Raw genomic sequence first — 18,711 nt, 5'->3', positions numbered from 1 at the left:
CAGGGTCTCTCAGCTTCTCGGCGCCGTCGTCGCCCCCGCGACGGAGCCGAGCATCCCGGTCCACAGCTCCGGGAAGTCGGGCAGGGTCTTGGCGGTGGTGGCCACGTTCTCCACCTGGACGCCCTCGACGGCGAGGCCGATGACGGCGGCGGCGGTGGCCAGCCGGTGGTCCTCGTAGGTGTGGAAGACACCGCCGTGCAGCGGGCGCGGGCGGATGCGCAGGCCGTCCTCGGTCTCGATGACGTCGCCGCCGAGCTCGTTGATCTCCTTGGCCAGGGCGGCGAGACGGTCGGTCTCGTGCAGCCGGAGGTGGGCGATGCCCCGCAGGACGGACTCGGAGTCGGCCAGCGCGGCGACCGCCGCGATCACCGGCGAGAGCTCGCCGACGTCGTGGAGGTCGACGTCGATGCCGGTGATCCGGCCGGTGCCGGTGAAGGTCAGGCCGGCGTCGGTGAGCTCGCAGCGGCCGCCCATGGCGGTGAAGATCTCCCGGAGGGAGTCGCCGGGCTGGGTGGTGCGCTCGGGCCAGTCCGGGATGGTGACCCGGCCACCGGTGATCAGGGCGGCGGCCAGGAACGGCGCGGCGTTGGACAGGTCCGGCTCGACGACCAGGTCGCGGCCGAGGAGGGCGCTGGGGGAGACCCGCCAGACGTTCGGCTCGCCGCCGGACTCCGGGGTGTCGACCTGGGCGCCGGCCGCGCGCAGCATGTCCACGGTCATCCGGATGTGCGGCAGCGACGGCAGGGCCGCGCCCACGTGGCGGACCTCGACGCCCTGGTTGAAGCGCGGGCCCGACAGCAGCAGCGCGCTGACGAACTGGGAGGACGAGGAGGCGTCGATCTCCACCGGGCCGCCGTCCAGGGCGCCGGCGCCGTGCACGGTCAGCGGCAGGGCGCCGCGGTCGTTGTCGTCGATGCGGGCGCCCAGCGCGCGCAGCGCGTCGATCACGCCGTGCAGGGGGCGCTCGTAGCTGCGGGGGTCGCCGTCGAAGCGGACCGGGCCGTCGGCGAGGGCCGCCACGGGCGGCAGGAAGCGCATGACCGTGCCGGCGTTGCCCACCAGGACCTCGGCCGGGCCGTGCAGCCGGGCGGGGATCACCCGCCAGGCCTCGCCGGTGTGGTCCGGGCCCCCCGCGACGGAGGAGCTGGACGACACGGTTTCCTCGATGCCGACGCCCATGGCGCGCAGCGCGTCGGCCATGAGGACGGTGTCGCGCGAGCGCAGCGGGCGGCGCACCCAGCCGGGCTCGGCGGCGAGGGCGGCCAGCACCAGGGCCCGGTTGGTGACCGACTTCGATCCGGGCACGGTGACGGTCGCGTCGACGGCCCCGTTCGCGACGGGGGCGGGCCAGAGGTCGGTGTGCGCGGGGCTCTCGGTCATGCCCTCACCTTAGTGGTTCGCCGCCGGTCACCGTCCGAGCAGCCAGCGGCCGCCGCCGGCCAGGGAGCACAGGGCCACGACGTGGAAGAGGCCCAGCCACACCACCGGGGGCACGTTCGTCAGCCGTGCCAGCTGGTCCGCGTCCGAGTCCGGGGCCCCGCCGTGCCGCCGCTTGCGCTGGAGCTCGAAGGCCGGCCGCACTCCGCCCAGCAGCAGGAACCACACCACCCCGTAGGCGAACGCCGCCTGGGTCTGCGGCCCGGCCAGCCAGGACACCAGGAAGAACGCCGCCCCCGCGAGCACCACGGTCAGCGCCCCGTAGGCGTTGCGGATCATCACCAGCATCGCGGCCAGCAGCGCCGTCGCGCCCCACAGCAGCGCGGTGATGTGCCCGGCCGACAGCAGGGCGGCGCCGGCCAGGCCCAGCAGGGAGGCGGCGGGGTAGCCGGCCGCGGCGGTCAGGACCATGCCCAGGCCGGTCGGCCGGCCCCGGGAGACGGTCAGCCCGGAGGTGTCGGAGTGCAGCCGGATGCCGTCCAGGCGGCGCCCGCTGAGCAGGGCGACGAGCGCGTGGCCGCCCTCGTGGGCGATGGTGATCGCGTTGCGGGTGACGCGCCAGACGCGGTAAGGGGTGACGGCGGCGAGGGCTATGACGCCGGTGGCGAGAACCAGCCAGAGCGAAGGATGGGGCTGGGTGCCGACGACGCGGTCCCAGAGCTCGGTGGCGGTGGTGCTGCTGTCCATCTGTGAGCCGCTCCTAGCGTCTTCGTGGCAGTGTGGCACCCATGTGCGGGCGATATGCGGCGAGCCGGCGGCCGGAGGACCTGGCCGGGCTCTTCGAGGTGGAGAAGTGGGTACCGGAGGAGACGCTGGCTCCGGACTGGAACGTGGCGCCGACGAAGAGCGTGTACGCGGTGCTCGAACGTCCTCTGAAAGACGCGGCTGACCGCCGTCCGGTTCGCCAGCTCCGGGCGCTGCGGTGGGGGCTGGTGCCGTCGTGGGCGAAGTCGCCCGAGGGTGCCGCGAAGATGATCAACGCCCGGGCGGAGACGGTCCACGAGAAGCCGTCCTTCCGGCGGGCCTTCGAGTCCCGGCGCTGTCTGCTCCCGGCGGACGGCTACTACGAGTGGGTCACCGGCGCGCAGGAGCGCGAGCTGGAGGAGAAGGGGCGCCGCAAGCGCGCCCGGAAGCAGCCGTACTTCGTCACGCCCGTCGACGGCTCGGTGATGGCGATGGCCGGGCTGTACGAGTTCTGGCGGGATCCGACGCTGCCGCCGGACCATCCGCAGGCATGGTGGGCGACCTGCTCGGTGATAACCACCGAGGCCGAAACGGAGCCGTTCGCCATGGCGACACCCTCCGTTTCGGCCGAGCCCGGCCCCCGCTCCCTGGCGGAGATCCATCCGCGGATGCCGCTGCTGCTCACCCCGGACCGGTGGGCGGCCTGGCTGGATCCCGCCCGTACGGACCCGGAGGAGCTGCGCGCGCTGCTCGCGCCCCCGCCCCCCGGGCTCGTCCGGGCGTACCCGGTCGCCACGGCGGTCAGCGACGTCCGCAACAACGGGCCCGAGCTGCTGACCGAGCTGGCGGCGCCGGAGGAGACGACGCTGTTCTGAGGTCCGGGTTCCGAGTTCTGAGGGCGCCCGGCGGCAGGATGGACCCCGTGACGACAAAGATCGCTGAGACCGTGCAGGACGTACCGACCCCCGCCGGGGACGCCCGCGTCCACTGGTACCTCGCGCCGGACGCCCGCCTCGTGCTCGCCCTGGGCCACGGCGCGGGCGGGGGAGTGGAGGCCCGTGACCTGCGGGCGCTCGCCGCCGCCCTGCCCCTGGACGGGGTCACCGTGGCCCTCGTCGAGCAGCCGTGGCGGGTGGCCGGCAAGCGGGTGGCCCCGGCCCCCAAGGCGCTGGACGAGGCATGGCGGGCGCTGTGGCCCGCGCTCACCGCCCCCGGCCTGCCCGTCGTGGCGGGCGGCCGCAGCGCGGGGGCCCGCGTGGCGTGCCGGACGGCCGCGGAGCTGGGGGCGGCGGCCGTGCTCGCGCTCAGCTTCCCGCTCCACCCGCCGGGCAGGCCGGAGAAGTCCCGGGCCGACGAGCTGACCGGCGCGGGCCTGCCCACGCTCGTGGTGCAGGGTGCCCGCGACCCCTTCGGCAGGCCGGAGGAGTTCCCGCCGGGCACCGAGCCGGTGGCGGTGCCGGCCGGGGACCACGGCTTCGCGGTGCCCAAGAAGGCGGACATCACCCAGACGGAGGCCCTCGCCGTGATCACCGACGCCGTGGGGATGTGGCTGAAGGCGATCTGAGGATCTGCCGGGAAACTTGAGGTTATTGAGGCTCCTGAGAATCTTCGGGAGAAGTTTCCTACCGCCGGGAATGATCCACGAGGGCGTGCTGTTGTCCGGTCTGTAGTCAGGTACCGGCACAGACGAAGGAATGGGAGCTCCCCGCATGGGTTCGATCGCATGCCCGTCCCGCCCGCACACGGCCGACCCGGGATGGGCGGTCCTGAGCATGGCGGAGCCGGCCGTGGCTGGAGCGGCGGGCGGACCGGATCGTCGTCTATTCTCCGATTCGAGCGGGTCCGGCAAGGACGTCGCCATGGTGTTGGAGGAGGTGGGTCCGGTCACTGGGACCGACGCGGAGAACACCGCGAGCGGGCGGGACGCCGAGACCACGGCGGAGCGCAACGCGCGCTTCGAACGCGACGCCTTGACCTTCCTCGACCAGATGTACTCGGCCGCGCTGCGCATGACGCGCAACGCCGCCGACGCCGAGGACCTGGTGCAGGAGACGTATGCCAAGGCCTACGCGTCCTTCCACCAGTTCCGTGACGGCACCAACCTCAAGGCCTGGCTGTACCGCATCCTGACCAACACGTTCATCAACTCCTACCGCAAGAAGCAGCGCGAGCCGCTGCGCAGCGCGTCGGAGGAGATCGAGGACTGGCAGCTCGCGCGCGCCGAGTCGCACATGTCGACGGGGCTGCGCTCCGCCGAGTCCCAGGCGCTCGACCACCTCCCCGACTCCGATGTCAAGGAGGCCCTCCAGGCCATTCCGGAGGAGTTCCGCATCGCGGTCTACCTCGCGGATGTCGAGGGCTTTGCGTACAAGGAGATCGCGGACATCATGGGTACCCCCATCGGCACGGTGATGTCCCGGCTGCACCGCGGCCGTCGTCAGCTGCGCGGCATGCTGGAGGACTACGCCCGCGAGCGCGGACTGGTCCCGGCCGGTGCCGCCTCCGCGCCGAACGGGCCCGACGCGTCGCACAACCGGAAAGGGTCGGACTCATGAGCTGCGGAGACCCGCACGAGACGGACTGCTCTGAAGTCCTCGACCATCTCTACGAGTTCCTCGATCACGAGATGCCCGACGGCAAGTGCGCCGAGTTCGAGGTGCACATCGACGAGTGCTCGCCCTGCCTGGAGAAGTACGGCCTGGAACAGGCCGTCAAGAAGCTCGTCAAGCGCTGCTGCGGCCACGACGACGTGCCGGCCGACCTCCGCTCGAAGGTCATGGGCCGGATCGAGCTGATCCGCGCCGGGGAGTCCGTGCCGGACCAGGACGTGGTCGACGAGGCCCGGGCGGCCGAGGCCGCCGCGCGGCAGGACTGACCGCCGGTCCGGCGTCGGCGGTAGGCCGACGCCGTTGATCCAAACCACCGCACCCGGGAACGTCACCCGAACGGACGGCGCAATACCGACAGGGCGGTTTTCGAGGCTCGGCTGAGCCTATTCTCCCCATCCAGACGCCAGGTCCGAGGTCGGGGAGGACGCGCCATGGGGGCACTTCCGGCGGCGGCTCGCGCGTACATCGCGGGGGCCGTGCTCGCCGCCGCGCTGTGCGCCGTGCCCACCGTGCGGGACGCCTCCGCCGTGCCCTGGGGCGCTTTCGCGCTCCTCGCGGCCCTCTGCGTCGTCTCCGAGCGCCTGCCGCGCTGCCCGCTCACCGTGCCCGTGCTGCTCGCCGGGGTCTTCCTGCTGCCGCCCGGGGCCGCCGGGCTGGTGGCCGTGCCCGGCGCGCTCCTGGGGCGGGTCGGCCGGCGGCCCGTGTGGGTGCGGCGGCTGTGGCACGCGGCGCAGTTCTCCCTCGCCGCGAGCGCGGCCTCCTACGTCCACGGGCTGTGCGCGGCGCCGGGCGCCCCGCCGCCCGCCTTCCCGTACGCCCTGCTGCCCGCGCTGGCCGCGGCGCTGACGCTCGCCCTGGTCGTCACCGCGCTCGACGGCGGCGTCCTGGTCGCCGCCGAGGGCCGCTCCCCGCGCGCGGCCTGGGGCGCGCCGCTGCCGGGAGCGCTGGTGCCGCCGCTGCTCCACGGGCCGACGGGCCTGATGACGGCCCTCCTGTGGCACAGCGCGTACGGGCCCGTGGCGGCCCTGCTGGTGCTGCTGCCCATGTCCGTCTCCTCCTGGGTCCTGGACCGCTGCCGCCGTGAGCGCGCCGCGCACCAGGCGACGGTCCGGGCGCTGGTCCAGGCCGTCGACCTCAAGGACCGCTACACGCGCGGCCACAGCGAGCGCGTCGGCCGCGCGTCCGTGCTGATCGCCCGCGAGCTGGGCATCACCGGCGACCGCCTGGAGGCCGTCCGCTTCGCCGGCACCCTCCACGACGTGGGCAAGCTCGGTGTCCCCACCCGGCTGCTGCGCAAGGACGGCCCGCTCACCCCGGAGGAACGCCGCGTGATCGAGCTCCACCCCGAGTTCGGGCACGAGATGGTGCGCGGCATCGGCTTCCTCGGCGAGGCGCGCGACGCGATCCTCCACCACCACGAGCGGCTGGACGGCAGCGGCTATCCCTATGGGCTGATAGGGCATCAGATTCCCGAGTTCGCCCGGGTGGTGGCCGTGGCCGACGCCTTCGACGCGATGACCTCCACCCGCAGCTACAGCCGCGCCCGCCCCGTCCCGGTGGCCCTGGCCGAGCTCCACCGCTGCTCGGGCTCCCAGTTCGACCCCCGCATGGTCGCCGCCCTCGCCCGCGCCCTCGACCGCCACGGCTGGTGCCCCGCGAGTGCGCGGGAACGTTCCCCGGAAGATGTCATTCCGCCCAGCCGAAACGTCCCTGTTGATCACCGTTCGCCGGCGGGTTCGCCCGCGGCGGGCTTCGCGCACCCGGGCGGCCCGACATGACCCGGGCCCGCCCGACGGCCCGGGACCCCCGCCCGACGGCCGCCACGGAGGACACCGTCCCGGGGGCGCGGCGGGCCCCGGGCGCCGCTTCCGCAGGCGCGTCGACGCCCGGCGACCGCGACGGGCGCGCGGCGCGGGACCTGCCGCCGACGGGGCGTGACCCCGCGCCCGGTGCCGCCCCGGCCCCCGGCGGCCAGGGCGTCCGGCCCCCAAGGGCGCTGCCGAGCGCCCGGCGGGCGTCCGGCTCCGCACCCCGGGACGGCCGGAGCAGGCATCCCGTAGGCGCGGCCCCGGCCGACAAGCCACCGGGCGCCTCGCACGGCCCCGCGTCGCCCCCGCCGCCCCCCGCCCGCCCCGGGCGCGGGCCGGCGCGGGCGGCCGGCCGTCGCGCCCCCTCACGGGGGCGCCCGGCGCTCGTGCGGGGGGTGCACGCCCTCGCCGGGGGCGCCGCGCTCGGGGCGCTCGTGTGGACCGCGTGGCGCGGGGTCGCGCAGCCCGGGGTGGCGCTCGCCTATGGGGCGCTCATCGCGCTGGGGGAGGCCGCGCGGCGGCGGTCGGGCGGGGGCGGCGGGGTGCGCGAGACCGCGCCCGTCGGATCGGCCGGGACCCTCGCGTACGCGCTGCTCGGCGAGGTCGGCGGCGAGCCCGCCTCGCACGGGGCCGCGCAGGTCGTGGCCGTCGTCCTCGGCGCCACCCTCGCCGGAGCCGTCGGCCGGCCCCCCGCCCTGGACCGGCTCGCCCGCCGCGTGCTGAACGCCGGGTTCGCCGCCGTCTGCTTCCAGCCCCTCCACGCCTCCGGCGCGCTCGGCCCCCGGTTCGCCCACGGCCCGTACTACCCCCTGTTCCTGCTGCTCCTCCTCGCCCTCACCGCCCTGTGCGACGCCGTCCTGGCGGCCGTCCTCACCCGCGCCCGCACCGGCGGCCCGTACGGCCCGGCGCTCCGCGAGGAGCTGCGCGCCCTGCCCGGCATCGGCTCGGCGATCGGCGCCACCGGCGTCGTCATCGCGCTGGCCGTGGCCGTCGCCGGCCTCTGGGCGCTGCCCGTGTTCTGCCTGCCGATGCTGGTCACCCAGCTGTCCGTGCACCGCTACGAGGCCGTACGGGCCACCCGCCGGCAGACCGTCGCCTCCCTCGCCCGCGCCACCGAGATCGCCGGCTACACCCCCGTCGGCCACGCCCGCCGCGTGGCGACGCTCGGCCGGGCCGTCGGCCGGGAACTGGGCCTGTCCGCCGCCGATCTCGCGGTCGTCGAGGAGGCGGCGCTGATGCACGACATCGGCCAGCTCTCCCTCCTCGAACCCGTGCCCGCCGGGGCCACCGAGCCGCTGCCCACCGAGGAGCGCCGCCGGATCGCCCTGCTGGGCGGCGCCGTGGTGCGCCGCACCGGCGTACCGCCACAAGTCGCACTGGTGGTCGAGCGCCAGGCGGACCCGTACCGGGACCAGCCGCTCACCGCCCGTATCGTCCGGACGGTCAACGCCTACGACGACTTCGCCGGCGACCCGGCGTGCGGCCCGCTGCGCGCGCTGGAGCGGCTGCGCCTGGCCACCGCGCACGACCACGAGCCCCGGGTGGTGGAGGCGCTCGCGAGGGTGCTCGCGCGCGGCGGCCCGCACCACCGCACTCGCGAGAGTGCGGGCGAACCGGGACTAGCCCGCCGAACCCACGGGTAATGAGCGGGCGTCCGGAAGGGCATGGTTGGATGCGAAGAAGACAAAGAGAATGGCGAGAACGCGGGAATCGGGGGGTGTCATGCGCGCCGTCGTCGGCAAGGAGACGGGGAGGGCGGCAGCGCTCCCCGGAACCCATGGGGTGTGGCGGGCAGTCGTCGGGGAGGACGGCGGTCGCCACCCGGTCCATCCGGCGTGGTCGCACGCAGAAACCGGCAGGCGGGAATCGTGAGGATCTTCGGCAGGGTACGGCACCGGCCTTCCGCCTCGTGGCGGCAGGCCACCGACCGTGCCTTCACGCTCATCGGCGACGGCCGGTACGAGGACGCGGGCGCGCTGCTGACGCGGGCCGCCGACATGGAGCCGTGGCTCTCCGAGTCGTGGTTCAACCTCGCCCTGCTGCACAAGTTCCGGCACGACTGGGAACAGGCCCGCGCCGCCGGCCTCCGCGCGGTGGCTCTGCTCGACCGCGAGGCGGGCGCGCCCGACTGGTGGAACGTGGGCATCGCCGCCACCGCCCTCCAGGACTGGCCGCTGGCCCGCCGCGCCTGGCAGGCCTACGGGCTCAAGGTGCCCGGCGAGGGCGGCCCGGCCGGTGAGCCCGTCGGGATGGAGCTGGGCAGCGCGGCCGTGCGGCTCTCCCCGGAGGGCGAGGCCGAGGTCGTCTGGGGCCGCCGGCTCGACCCGGCGCGCATCGAGGTGCTCTCGATCCCGCTGCCGTCCTCCGGCCGCCGCTGGGGCGAGGTCGTGCTGCACGACGGCGTCCCGCACGGCGAGCGCGTGACCGCCGCCGGGCCCGCCTTCCCGGTCTTCGACGAGATCGAGCTGTGGGCCCCCTCGCCCGTCCCCACCTGGGTCGTGCTGCTGGAGGCCGCCACCGAGGCCGACCGGGACGCCCTGGAGCGGCTCGCGGCCGACGCGGGCTTCGCCGCCGAGGACTGGTCCTCCTCCGTGCGCCTGCTGTGCCGTACGTGCTCGGAGAGCCGGATGCCCAGCGACGAGGGCGACGGCGAGCACCTCGACCCCCACGACCACAGCGAGCCCGGCCACCCCGGCCCGCTCGGCCACCGCACGGCCGGCTCCGGTTCCGGCTCCCTGTGGGTGCCCGAGCGCGAGTGCGGCATCGCGGCCCCGCCCGGCCTGGTGCGCGGCCTGCTGGACGGCTGGGTCGCCGACAGCCCCGACACCCGCGAGTGGCGGGATCTCGAAGAGGTCTGCTGAGGTCCCGCCCCGGCCCCCGTACCCTGTATGGGGCCCCGTGGGTTCAGGGCAAAATATTGCTTTCGGGTTGTGAGAGAGGCGTACGGCGGAGATGTCGCAGCAAGACACTGAGCAGTCGGTGAACGACGAGCCGAAGAGCGAGTTCATCGTGGACACCGAGGACTGCGAGGAGCGCGAGCGCGCGCACCGCGAGCGGGGCACCTCCCGTCCGATCACCGTCGTCGGCAACCCGGTCCTCCACAAGGAGTGCCAGGACGTCACGGAGTTCGACGAGAAGCTCGCGCAGCTGATCGACGACATGTTCGCCAGCCAGCGCACCGCCGAGGGCGTGGGCCTGGCCGCCAACCAGATCGGCGTCGACCTCAAGGTCTTCGTCTACGACTGCCCCGACGACGAGGGCGTCCGTCACGTCGGCCATGTGATCAACCCCGTGCTGGACGACCTGCCGGCCGACCGCCGCGTCCTGGACGACTCCAACGAGGGCTGCCTGTCCGTGCCGACGGCTTACGCCTCGCTCGCCCGTCCCGACTACGCCGTCGTGCGTGGCCAGGACATGCACGGCAACCCGATCGCCGTCGAGGGCACCGGCTACTTCGCCCGCTGCCTCCAGCACGAGACGGACCACCTGTACGGCTACCTGTACATCGACCGCCTCTCCAAGCGCGACCGCAAGGACGCGCTGCGGCAGATGGCGGAGGGCACGCCGCGGTACGAGGTCGTTCCCAACGACTGACGTCGTGACGTGACGAAGGGCCCGTACGGAACGTGTTCCGTACGGGCCCTTCGTCGTGGTCGCACCGGGGTTCGGGGAACTGCGGGCCGTCAGTGGCCGGTCGCGCAGTTCCCCGCGCCCCTTACGGGGCTTAGAACTCGTCGTCGAAGGAGACCGAACCCTCGACCGCCACCTGGTACGCGGAGGCGCGGCGCTCGAAGAAGTTGGTCAGCTCCTGGACGTTCTGGAGCTCCATGAAGGAGAAGGGGTTCTCCGAGCCGAACACCGGCGGGAAGCCCAGGCGCTGCAGACGCTGGTCGGCGACGGTCTGCAGGTACTCGCGCATGGAGTCGGTGTTCATGCCCGGCAGGCCGTCACCGCACAGGTCGCGGGCGAACTGCAGCTCGCACTCGACGGCCTCCTTGAGCATGTCCGTGACCTGCTGCTGGAGCTCGTCGTCGAAGAGGTCCGGCTCCTCCTCGCGGACGGTGTCCACGACGGAGAACGCGAAGTCCATGTGCATGGACTCGTCGCGGAACACCCAGTTGGTGCCCGTCGCCAGGCCGTGCAGCAGACCGCGGCTGCGGAACCAGTACACGTAGGCGAAGGCGCCGTAGAAGAACAGGCCCTCGATGCACGCGGCGAAGCAGATCAGGTTGAGCAGGAAGCGACGGCGGTCGGCCTTCGTCTGAAGGCTCTCCAGCTTCTCGACCTCGTTGATCCACTTGAAGCAGAACTGGGCCTTCTCGCGGATGGAGGGGATGTTCTCCACGGCCGCGAAGGCGGCGGCGCGGTCGTCCGGGTCGGGCAGGTAGGTGTCGAGCAGCGTCAGATAGAACTGGACGTGCACGGCCTCCTCGAACAGCTGCCGCGACAGGTACAGGCGCGCCTCGGGCGAGTTGATGTGCTTGTACAGCGTCAGCACGAGGTTGTTCGCCACGATCGAGTCACCGGTCGCGAAGAAGGCGACCAGGCGGCCGATCATGTGCTGCTCACCCGGGGACAGCTTGGCGAGGTCGGCGACGTCCGAGTGGAGGTCGACCTCCTCGACGGTCCAGGTGTTCTTGATCGCGTCGCGGTACCGGTCGTAGAAGTCCGGGTAGCGCATGGGGCGCAGGGTCAGCTCGAAGCCCGGGTCGAGCAGGTTCTTCGGGCGGTCGGATGCCGTGGTCATTACTGGCAGGCCTCGCAGGACTCGGGGTTCTCAAGGGAGCAGGCGATGGCGTCCGCGTCGGGCGCGGCCTGCTGCACCGGGATGGTGGCGGGAGCGCCGTTGCCGCCGGACGCGGCGCGGGCGATCCGGGTGGCCGGGCGGGAGCGCAGGTAGTACGTCGTCTTGATGCCCTGCTTCCAGGCGTACGCGTACATCGAGCTGAGCTTGCCGATGGTCGGCGAGGCCATGAACAGGTTCAGCGACTGGCTCTGGTCCAGGTACGGCGTACGGGCCGCGGCCATGTCGATCAGGGCGCGCTGCGGGATCTCCCAGGCCGTGCGGTACAGGTCGCGGACGTCCTGCGGGATCCACTTCATGTCCTGGATCGAGCCGTTGGCCTCGGTCATGGCCTCGCGGGTGGCGCGGTCCCACACGCCGAGCTTCTTGAGGTCCTCGACCAGGTAGGTGTTGACCTGGAGGAACTCACCCGAGAGCGTCTCGCGCTTGAACAGGTTGGAGACCTGCGGCTCGATGCACTCGTAGACGCCGGCGATGGAGGCGATGGTCGCCGTCGGGGCGATGGCGAGCAGCAGCGAGTTGCGCATGCCGACCGCGGCGATGCGGGCGCGCAGCGCCTCCCAGCGGTCCTCCCACGCGGCGACGGCGTTGGGGTAGTGGTCCGGGTGGAGCACGCCGCGGGCGGTGCGGGTGGCCTCCCAGGCCGGGTGCGGGCCGTGGCGCTCGGCGAGGTCGGCGGAGGCCTCGTACGCCGCGAGCATGATCCGCTCGGAGATCTTGGTGGACAGGGCCTTCGCCTCGGCCGAGTCGAAGGCCAGGCGCAGCCGGAAGAAGACGTCCTGGAGGCCCATCAGGCCCAGGCCCACCGGGCGCCAGCGGCTGTTGGAGCTGCCGGCCTGCTCGGTCGGGTAGAAGTTGATGTCCACGACGCGGTCGAGGAAGGTGACGGCCGTACGGACTGTACGGTCGAGCTTCTCCCAGTCCATCTCGCCGTCGGCGCCCAGGTGCTGGGCCAGGTTGACCGAGCCCAGGTTGCAGACCGCGGTCTCGCCGTCGTTCGTGACCTCGAGGATCTCGGTGCAGAGGTTCGAGGAGTGGACGACGGCGCCCTTCTCGGCCGTCTGGTTGGCCGTGCGGTTGGCGGCGTCCTTGAACGTCATCCAGCCGTTGCCGGTCTGCGCGAGGGTGCGCATCATCCGGGCGTAGAGCACGCGCGCCGGGATGGTCTTGACGGCCTTGCCGGCGGCCTCGTACGCGCGGTACGCGGCGTCGAACTCGTCGCCGTAGAGGTCGACCAGGTCCGGGGTGTCGGCGGGGGAGAAGAGCGACCAGTCCGCGTCCGTCTCGACGCGGCGCATGAACTCGTCCGGGATCCAGTGCGCGATGTTGAGGTTGTGGGTGCGGCGGGCCTCCTCACCGGTGTTGTCGCGGAGCTCCAGGAACTCCTCGATGTCGGCGTGCCAGGTCTCCAGGTAGACGCAGGCCGCGCCCTTGCGGCGGCCGCCCTGGTTGACGGCGGCGACGGAGGCGTCGAGGGTGCGCAGGAACGGCACGATGCCGTTGGAGTGACCGTTGGTGCCCCGGATCAGCGAGCCGCGCGAGCGGATGCGCGAGTACGACAGGCCGATGCCGCCCGCGTGCTTCGACAGACGCGCCACCTGGTGGTAGCGGTCGTAGATGGAGTCCAGCTCGTCCAGCGGGGAGTCCAGCAGGTAGCAGGACGACATCTGCGGGTGGCGGGTGCCGGAGTTGAACAGCGTCGGGGAGGACGGCAGGTACGAGAGGGTGCTCGTCAGCCGGTACAGCTCCGCCACGTCGTCCAGGGCCCGCTCGGAGTGGTCCTCGGCGAGACCGCAGGCGACGCGCAGCAGGAAGTGCTGCGGGGTCTCGATCACGTCGCGGTGGATCGGGTGGCGCAGCAGGTAGCGGCTGTGCAGGGTGCGCAGGCCGAAGTAGCCGAAGCGGTCGTCCGCGCCGTCGGCGAGGGCGGCCTCGACGAGGGCGTCCAGGCGCGCGGCGTGGGTGCGCACGAAGGCGGCCGTCTCGTCGGCGATGAGGCCCTCGCGGTGCCCCACCTCGACGGAGGCGGAGAAGGAGGTCGCGCCCTGGCCGGCCGCCTCGTCGGCGATGGCCAGGGTGAGCAGGCGCGCGGCGAGCCTGGAGTACTCGGGCTCCTCGGCGATCAGGCCGGCGGCGGCCTCGGTGGCGAGGGAGCGCAGCTCGGCGTCGTCCGCGGCGGCGCTGCGGCCGCGCAGCGCGGCGGCGGCGACCTTGCCCGGGTCGGTGGCCGGAAGGTCGGCGGTGAGGTCGGTCAGGGTGCGCAGGAGCGCGGTCCCGGGGCCGCCGGTCGCTTCCGCGTTCGCTGAGACCGGTGCTGAAGCCGGATCTGCGGGCGCGATGGTCACTGAGGCTCTCCCTCGCTCGGCTGGGTGGGCCGGGCGGGAGAGCGATGAGCGCGCACGCGCATGCCTCTTGCACCAGGGCATGCCTCGTAGGCGTCCATCGGCCCAACCCGCGAGGCCCGGACGAATTCAACGCCCATGGCCGAGCCGGGGCAGGCTCGGTGGTGGGCGCGCTGTCGGCAGGTCGTCGGACTTCAGGTGCGCTGGGTATATGCGCACACATACACCGTTGCGGGACAGTTCCGGATTTCCACCGGATTCCCCTGCGACGACAGCGGAGACGAGCATACATCTAGTGCCGGGCCTCGCACGCGCCCCCACATGTTGTGTCGTCGCGTCATGAGACGGTCGCGGAATGTGCTAACGGGCGTCCCTGGCAGGGCAGGAGAAGAGGGCCGCCACGCCCCCTGGACGGGGATGTGGCGGCCCTCCGGACGGGCCCCGGGCGGTGGTCCCGGGAGCGGTGGATCAGTGGCCGCCGGGGGCCCCTGCGGTGGCCGGCGGGAGCTCCGCGCGGACGCCCGGGTCACCGGCGTCGGCCGTGTAGTCCGAGGGGCGGGTGAGGTCCTCGCCGTCGGGCGCCTTCAGCGCCTTGAGGACGAAGGTCGCGACGATGACGACGATCACGTTGAGGGCAAAGGCGGTAAGCCCGATATAGCCCTTTTCGCCGATGAGGGGGATGAGGTTGGTGTTCCCGAAGTGATCCTGGGTGGCACTCGGTGTGGCGTACGCCCGCCACGTCCCGTACGTCATGCCGACCGCCCAGCCCGCGAGCAGGGCCCAGCGGTGGGGCCAGCGGGTGAAGAGCCCGCCGACGAGCGCGGGCACGGTCTGGAGGATCCAGATGCCGCCGAGGAGCTGGAAATTGATGGCGACCGTTTTGTCCAGGGTGAGGACGAAAACGAGCGCGCCGACCTTGACCAGCAGGGACGCGAGCTTGGACACCTTCGCCTCGTGTTCGGGGGAGGCGTCCGGTTTGAGGAAGTCCTTGTAGATGTTGCGGGTGAAGAGATTTGCGGCGGCGATCGACATGATGGCCGCCGGTACGAGCGCGCCGATGCCGATCGCGGCGAAGGCCACTCCGGTGAACCAGTCCGGGAACATGTCCTCGAACAGCTGGGGTATCGCCAGCTGGCCGTTCTTCACCTTCACCCCGGCGGCGATGGCCATGAAGCCGAGCATCGCCAGCAGGCCCAGCATCAGGGAGTAGAGGGGAAGGATGGTGGTGTTCCGGCGGATGACATTGCGGCTCTTGCTGGAGAGGACCGCCGTCACGGAGTGGGGATAGAGGAAGAGCGCCATCGCCGAGCCGAGCGCCAGCGTCGCGTACGACCACTGGGCGTCCGCCCCCGGGACCAGCGAACCACGTGGTTTGCCCGTTGCGGGATTCTCGGCCGCGAACGCCGCACCGGCCTTGCTGAAGATGCTCTCGAAGCCGCCCAGTTTGATCGGTATGTAGATGATCGCCACGATGATCACGATGTAGATCAGCGCGTCCTTGACGAAGGCGATCAGCGCGGGGGCACGCAGCCCGGAGGAGTAGGTGTAGGCCGCGAGCACGCCGAAGGCGATGAGGAGCGGCAGGTCCTTGACGAACCAGTTGGCGTTCTCGCCGCCGCCCACGCCCATGACGTCGAGCACCGCCTGGATGCCGACCAGTTGCAGCGCGATGTACGGCATCGTGGCCAGGATGCCGGTCACCGCGAGGGCGAGGGAGAGGCCCCGGGAGCCGAACCGGCCCCGGACGAAGTCCGACGACGTCACATACCCGTGCTTGTGCGCCACCGACCACAGACGGGGCAGGAAGGTGAAGACCAGCGGATAGGTGATGATCGTGTACGGCACGGCGAAGAAGCCGGCCGCGCCCGCCGCGTAGATCGCCGCCGGTACCGCCACGAACGTATAGGCGGTGTAGAGGTCCCCGCCCAGCAGGAACCAGGTGACCCAGGTGCCGAAGGACCGGCCGCCCAGGCCCCATTCGTCGAGGTTGTCGGCGTTCTCCGCCTTTCGCCAGCGGGCGGCGAGAAAGCCCATGGCCGTGACGACGACGAAGAAGAAGAGGAAGACGGCGAGTGCCACGCCGTTCACACCGTCCTTCACCCCTCCTCACCCCCCGCGTGCCGCTCCCGCCGCACCGTCTCCTCCCGCCGTCGCACGATGACGTAGGCGACGACCGTAAGGAGGGTGGACACCAGCACCCAGAGCATCTGGTACCAGTAGAAGAAGGGGATGCCGATGAGGGCCGGGGTGAGCCGGGCGTAGGAGTCCACCCACAACATCGCCACGAAGGGGATGGCGAGGCACGCTCCCGCGACGATCAGCGGGACGGTCAAGACCGGGTTGCCTACGGTCAAGAGTGGTTTATGGCCGTCCGCGGAGGCTTGTGCGGCCGTGCGGCCGGGTGGATGCTCGGGTGGTTCCGACATGCGGTGACTCCGTCCCCTGTGCGATCACTTGCGGTAATGCGCTGGAAATCTAGGTGAGGGCCCCTCCGGGCGTCACCCCCTTTCCGGATATCGGAATGGCAACACCAGCAGGGGTACGGGCGGAATCCCATCGTCCGGAGGTGGGTTGACGACGGGCCGTGTTCATATGGCGTCAAGTCGCCTTGTGCCGACCCGGGTTGTCCGGTATTTGACGAAACTTCAAGCTGTCATCGACGGGTAATACGCAGGTAAAGTGTTCGTCGCGGTGGCCGGGCAGAATCGGGCCCGGGCAGCCGGTGTGCCCCGAAGTGGTGGCCCCGGCACGCCGCGTCCGGACACCGGGCCCCCGGTGTCCGTCGCTCTTGATCCGACCCGACCACACCGTGCCCGGCGCGTCCCCACACGCGTCGCGGGCGCAGGAGGCAGGCCCATCATGAAGTCGCTCATAGCCCACGCCCGTTCCTTCGCGGCCCACATCGCGGACTCCGAACGCGCCGAGAGCTTCCGTGCCCTCCAGGCCGGCCAGTCACCGGAGGCACTGTTCATCACCTGCTCCGACTCGCGCGTCGTCCCCTCCCTCATCACCGGCGCCCGGCCCGGGGAACTCTTCGAACTCCGCACCGCCGGCAACATCGTTCCCGAGTACGGCGGTGGCCACCCCATGGGCGAGACCGCCACCATCGAGTACGCCGTGCGCGTCCTCGGCGTCCGCGACATCGTCGTCTGCGGCCACTCCCACTGCGGCGCGATCAGCGCACTCGTCCAGGGCGACGACCTCTCCGCCGCCCCCGCCGTCCGCGACTGGCTCGCCACACAGGCGGCAGGCGCCTCCGTCGGCGCCGACCTCGCCGACGAGGTCCAGCGGCACGCCGTGGCCCAGCTCGACCGGCTGCGCACGTATCCGTGCGTACGCGAACGGATCGAGGAAGGGCTGCTCTCGCTCCACGCCTGGTACTACGAGGTGCACACGGGTGCGGTCCGCGCGTACCGGCCCGGCGGTGGCAGCCGTACGTTCGGGCCGCTCTGAGAGCGGCGGGCGCCACGACGGGCGCTGTGACGACGTACGGCACGCGGACCCTTAAGGAACCCCACCTCCATGCTCTCCACCCTCACCCCTTTCTCCCCTTACACCCCTTTCAAGAACGACCGTGGCGCGCTGCGCCGCGACGCCCTCGCCTCCCTGGTCGTCTTCCTGGTGGCGCTCCCGCTGTGCGTGGGCGTGGCCGTCGCCTCGGGCGTACCGGCTGAACTCGGCCTGATCACCGGCATCGTCGGCGGCCTGGTCGTCGGCGCCCTGCCGGGCAGCACCTTCCAGGTCAGCGGGCCCGCCGCCGGGCTGACCGTCCTGGTCTTCGAGGCCGTCAAGGAGTTCGGTCTGGGCGCGCTGGGCGTCATCGTGCTCGCGACGGGCGTGCTCCAACTCGCCCTGGGCGCGCTGCGTTTCGGCCGCTGGTTCCGCGCGATCTCCGTCGCGGTCGTCCAGGGCATGCTCGCGGGCATCGGTCTGGTGCTCGTCCTCGGCCAGCTCTACACCCTGGCCGGCGCCCGGCAGCCGGGCTCGGGCCTCGCGAAGATCGCCGGGCTGCCGGGCCTGGTGGTGGACGCGGTGACCGACCGCGACTCCATCGCCGCGTGTGCGGTGGGCGCGGGCACGATCGCCGTCCTCGTCCTGTGGAAGAAGCTCCCCGGGAAGGCCCGGCTCGTGCCCGCCCCGCTGGTGGCCGTCGCCGCGGCCACGGCGGTCACCGCGGCCGCCGGCCTGGACATCGCCCATGTAGAGGTCAAGGGTCTCACCGACGCCATCCAGCCCCCGGGCCTCAACGACCTCACCTCGCTCGGCAGTGTCGCCGTCCTCGGCACGATCCTGGCCTTCACCCTCATCGCCTCCGCGGAGTCCCTCTTCAGCGCCGCCGCGGTCGACCGGATGCACCAGGGCCCACGCACCCACTACGACAAGGAGCTCCTGGCCCAGGGCGTGGGCAACACGATCTGCGGCGCCCTGGGCGCCCTCCCCATGACCGCCGTCATCGTCCGCAGCGCGGCCAACGTCCAGGCGGGTGCCAAGACATCGCTTTCCCGAGTGCTGCACGGTGTGTGGCTGCTGATTTTCGCTGTCGCACTGCCCGCAGCGATCGGCGTCATCCCGCTGGCCGCACTGGCGGGCGTCCTGGTGCACGCGGGCTGCAAGCTGGTGCCGGTCAAGGAGATCGGCCCGCTGTGGCGGGAGCACCGCGGCGAGGCGCTGGTGCTGGCGGCCACGGCGATCGCGATCGTGACGACCAGCATGTTCGAGGGCGTGATGCTGGGCCTGCTGCTGGCGGTGGTCAAGACGGCGTGGGAGGTCTCGAAGGTCCACGTCGAGACCCGTGAACTCACCGGCGGCCGCCTGATCGTGACGATCACGGGCCACGCCACGTTCCTGCGCCTCCCGCGCCTGCTGGAAACCCTGGAGGCCCTCCCGCAGGACCGCCCGGTCGAACTCGACCTGTCGGAGGCCCGCCACCTGGACCACGCGTGCCGCACGGCCCTCGAGGGATGGGCGGAACGCCACAACGCGGAGGGGACGGAGGCGGTACGGGTCCGGCAGTAGCGGAAAAAAGG

16 protein-coding genes and 1 riboswitch are annotated in these 18,711 nt (G+C 72.4%); of the genes, 10 read left to right on the top strand and 6 right to left on the bottom strand.

Annotated elements, in window-relative coordinates; all coding sequences use genetic code 11:
- Positions 1–9: 9 nt before the first annotated feature.
- Positions 10–1,380 (bottom strand): 3-phosphoshikimate 1-carboxyvinyltransferase, encoded by a 1,371-nt coding sequence (gene aroA, locus IE096_RS12655; protein ID WP_189451523.1) that lies wholly within the window; start codon positions 1,378–1,380, stop codon positions 10–12.
- A gap of 27 nt (positions 1,381–1,407) precedes the next feature.
- Positions 1,408–2,124 carry a M50 family metallopeptidase gene (locus IE096_RS12650; RefSeq protein WP_189451522.1) on the bottom strand — a complete coding sequence of 239 codons (717 nt, stop codon included), beginning with the start codon at positions 2,122–2,124 and terminating at the stop codon, positions 1,408–1,410.
- A gap of 41 nt (positions 2,125–2,165) precedes the next feature.
- Between IE096_RS12650 and IE096_RS12645 the strand changes: the two genes are divergently transcribed.
- The 8 genes from IE096_RS12645 (at position 2,166) to def (ending at position 10,132) form a co-directional block, all read left to right on the top strand.
- On the top strand, positions 2,166–2,996 hold the full coding sequence (locus tag IE096_RS12645) for an SOS response-associated peptidase (protein WP_189451521.1): 831 nt from the start codon (positions 2,166–2,168) through the stop codon (positions 2,994–2,996).
- Positions 2,997–3,034: 38 nt separating this feature from the next.
- Complete coding sequence (locus IE096_RS12640) at positions 3,035–3,685, top strand: alpha/beta hydrolase family protein (protein ID WP_189451520.1); 651 nt, start codon at positions 3,035–3,037, stop codon at positions 3,683–3,685.
- Positions 3,686–3,995: 310 nt separating this feature from the next.
- Positions 3,996–4,676 (top strand): sigma-70 family RNA polymerase sigma factor, encoded by a 681-nt coding sequence (locus IE096_RS12635; RefSeq protein ID WP_189451773.1) that lies wholly within the window; start codon positions 3,996–3,998, stop codon positions 4,674–4,676.
- Complete coding sequence (gene rsrA, locus IE096_RS12630) at positions 4,673–4,996, top strand: mycothiol system anti-sigma-R factor (RefSeq protein ID WP_189451519.1); 324 nt, start codon at positions 4,673–4,675, stop codon at positions 4,994–4,996. Before IE096_RS12635 ends, rsrA begins: the two co-directional genes overlap by 4 nt.
- 165 nt (positions 4,997–5,161) lie before the next feature.
- Positions 5,162–6,508, top strand: a complete 1,347-nt coding sequence (locus IE096_RS12625; RefSeq protein ID WP_189451518.1) for an HD-GYP domain-containing protein — start codon at positions 5,162–5,164, stop codon at positions 6,506–6,508.
- Between the two features lie 425 nt (positions 6,509–6,933).
- Positions 6,934–8,181 (top strand): HD-GYP domain-containing protein, encoded by a 1,248-nt coding sequence (locus tag IE096_RS12620; protein WP_373298115.1) that lies wholly within the window; start codon positions 6,934–6,936, stop codon positions 8,179–8,181.
- A 225-nt stretch (positions 8,182–8,406) separates the two neighbouring features.
- The gene (locus IE096_RS12615) at positions 8,407–9,399 is read left to right on the top strand and encodes a tetratricopeptide repeat protein (RefSeq protein WP_126915957.1); all 993 of its coding nucleotides are present in this window, start codon (positions 8,407–8,409) and stop codon (positions 9,397–9,399) included.
- A 91-nt stretch (positions 9,400–9,490) separates the two neighbouring features.
- Positions 9,491–10,132, top strand: a complete 642-nt coding sequence (gene def, locus IE096_RS12610; protein ID WP_189451517.1) for a peptide deformylase — start codon at positions 9,491–9,493, stop codon at positions 10,130–10,132.
- Positions 10,133–10,262: 130 nt separating this feature from the next.
- On the opposite strand, the gene IE096_RS12605 is transcribed toward def, so the two are convergent.
- The 4 genes from IE096_RS12605 to IE096_RS31435 form a co-directional block, all read right to left on the bottom strand.
- Complete coding sequence (locus tag IE096_RS12605; RefSeq protein WP_189451516.1) at positions 10,263–11,285, bottom strand: ribonucleotide-diphosphate reductase subunit beta; 1,023 nt, start codon at positions 11,283–11,285, stop codon at positions 10,263–10,265.
- Positions 11,285–13,687 carry a ribonucleoside-diphosphate reductase subunit alpha gene (locus IE096_RS12600; RefSeq protein ID WP_189451515.1) on the bottom strand — a complete coding sequence of 801 codons (2,403 nt, stop codon included), beginning with the start codon at positions 13,685–13,687 and terminating at the stop codon, positions 11,285–11,287. Before IE096_RS12600 ends, IE096_RS12605 begins: the two co-directional genes overlap by 1 nt.
- 158 nt (positions 13,688–13,845) lie before the next feature.
- Positions 13,846–13,972, bottom strand: a riboswitch (cobalamin riboswitch).
- 180 nt (positions 13,973–14,152) lie between these two features.
- Positions 14,153–15,784 (bottom strand): monocarboxylate uptake permease MctP, encoded by a 1,632-nt coding sequence (gene mctP, locus IE096_RS12595; protein ID WP_189451514.1) that lies wholly within the window; start codon positions 15,782–15,784, stop codon positions 14,153–14,155.
- Positions 15,781–16,038, bottom strand: coding sequence for a DUF3311 domain-containing protein (locus tag IE096_RS31435; protein ID WP_268248305.1), 258 nt, complete (start codon positions 16,036–16,038; stop codon positions 15,781–15,783). The genes mctP and IE096_RS31435 overlap by 4 nt, the downstream gene beginning before the upstream one ends.
- A gap of 505 nt (positions 16,039–16,543) precedes the next feature.
- On the opposite strand from IE096_RS31435, the gene IE096_RS12585 reads away from it, so the two are divergent.
- Both IE096_RS12585 and IE096_RS12580 read left to right on the top strand, forming a co-directional pair.
- A complete protein-coding gene (locus IE096_RS12585; protein ID WP_189451512.1) occupies positions 16,544–17,137 on the top strand; it encodes a carbonic anhydrase in 594 nt (197 codons plus the stop codon).
- Between the two features lie 69 nt (positions 17,138–17,206).
- The gene (locus IE096_RS12580; RefSeq protein WP_189451511.1) at positions 17,207–18,700 is read left to right on the top strand and encodes a SulP family inorganic anion transporter; all 1,494 of its coding nucleotides are present in this window, start codon (positions 17,207–17,209) and stop codon (positions 18,698–18,700) included.
- Positions 18,701–18,711: the final 11 nt, after the last annotated feature.

Origin of the sequence: Streptomyces abikoensis (genome assembly GCF_014648775.1) — a bacterium.
GTDB classification, from domain to species: domain Bacteria; phylum Actinomycetota; class Actinomycetes; order Streptomycetales; family Streptomycetaceae; genus Streptomyces; species Streptomyces abikoensis.
This window is presented reverse-complemented; position numbering and strand designations above follow the sequence as displayed.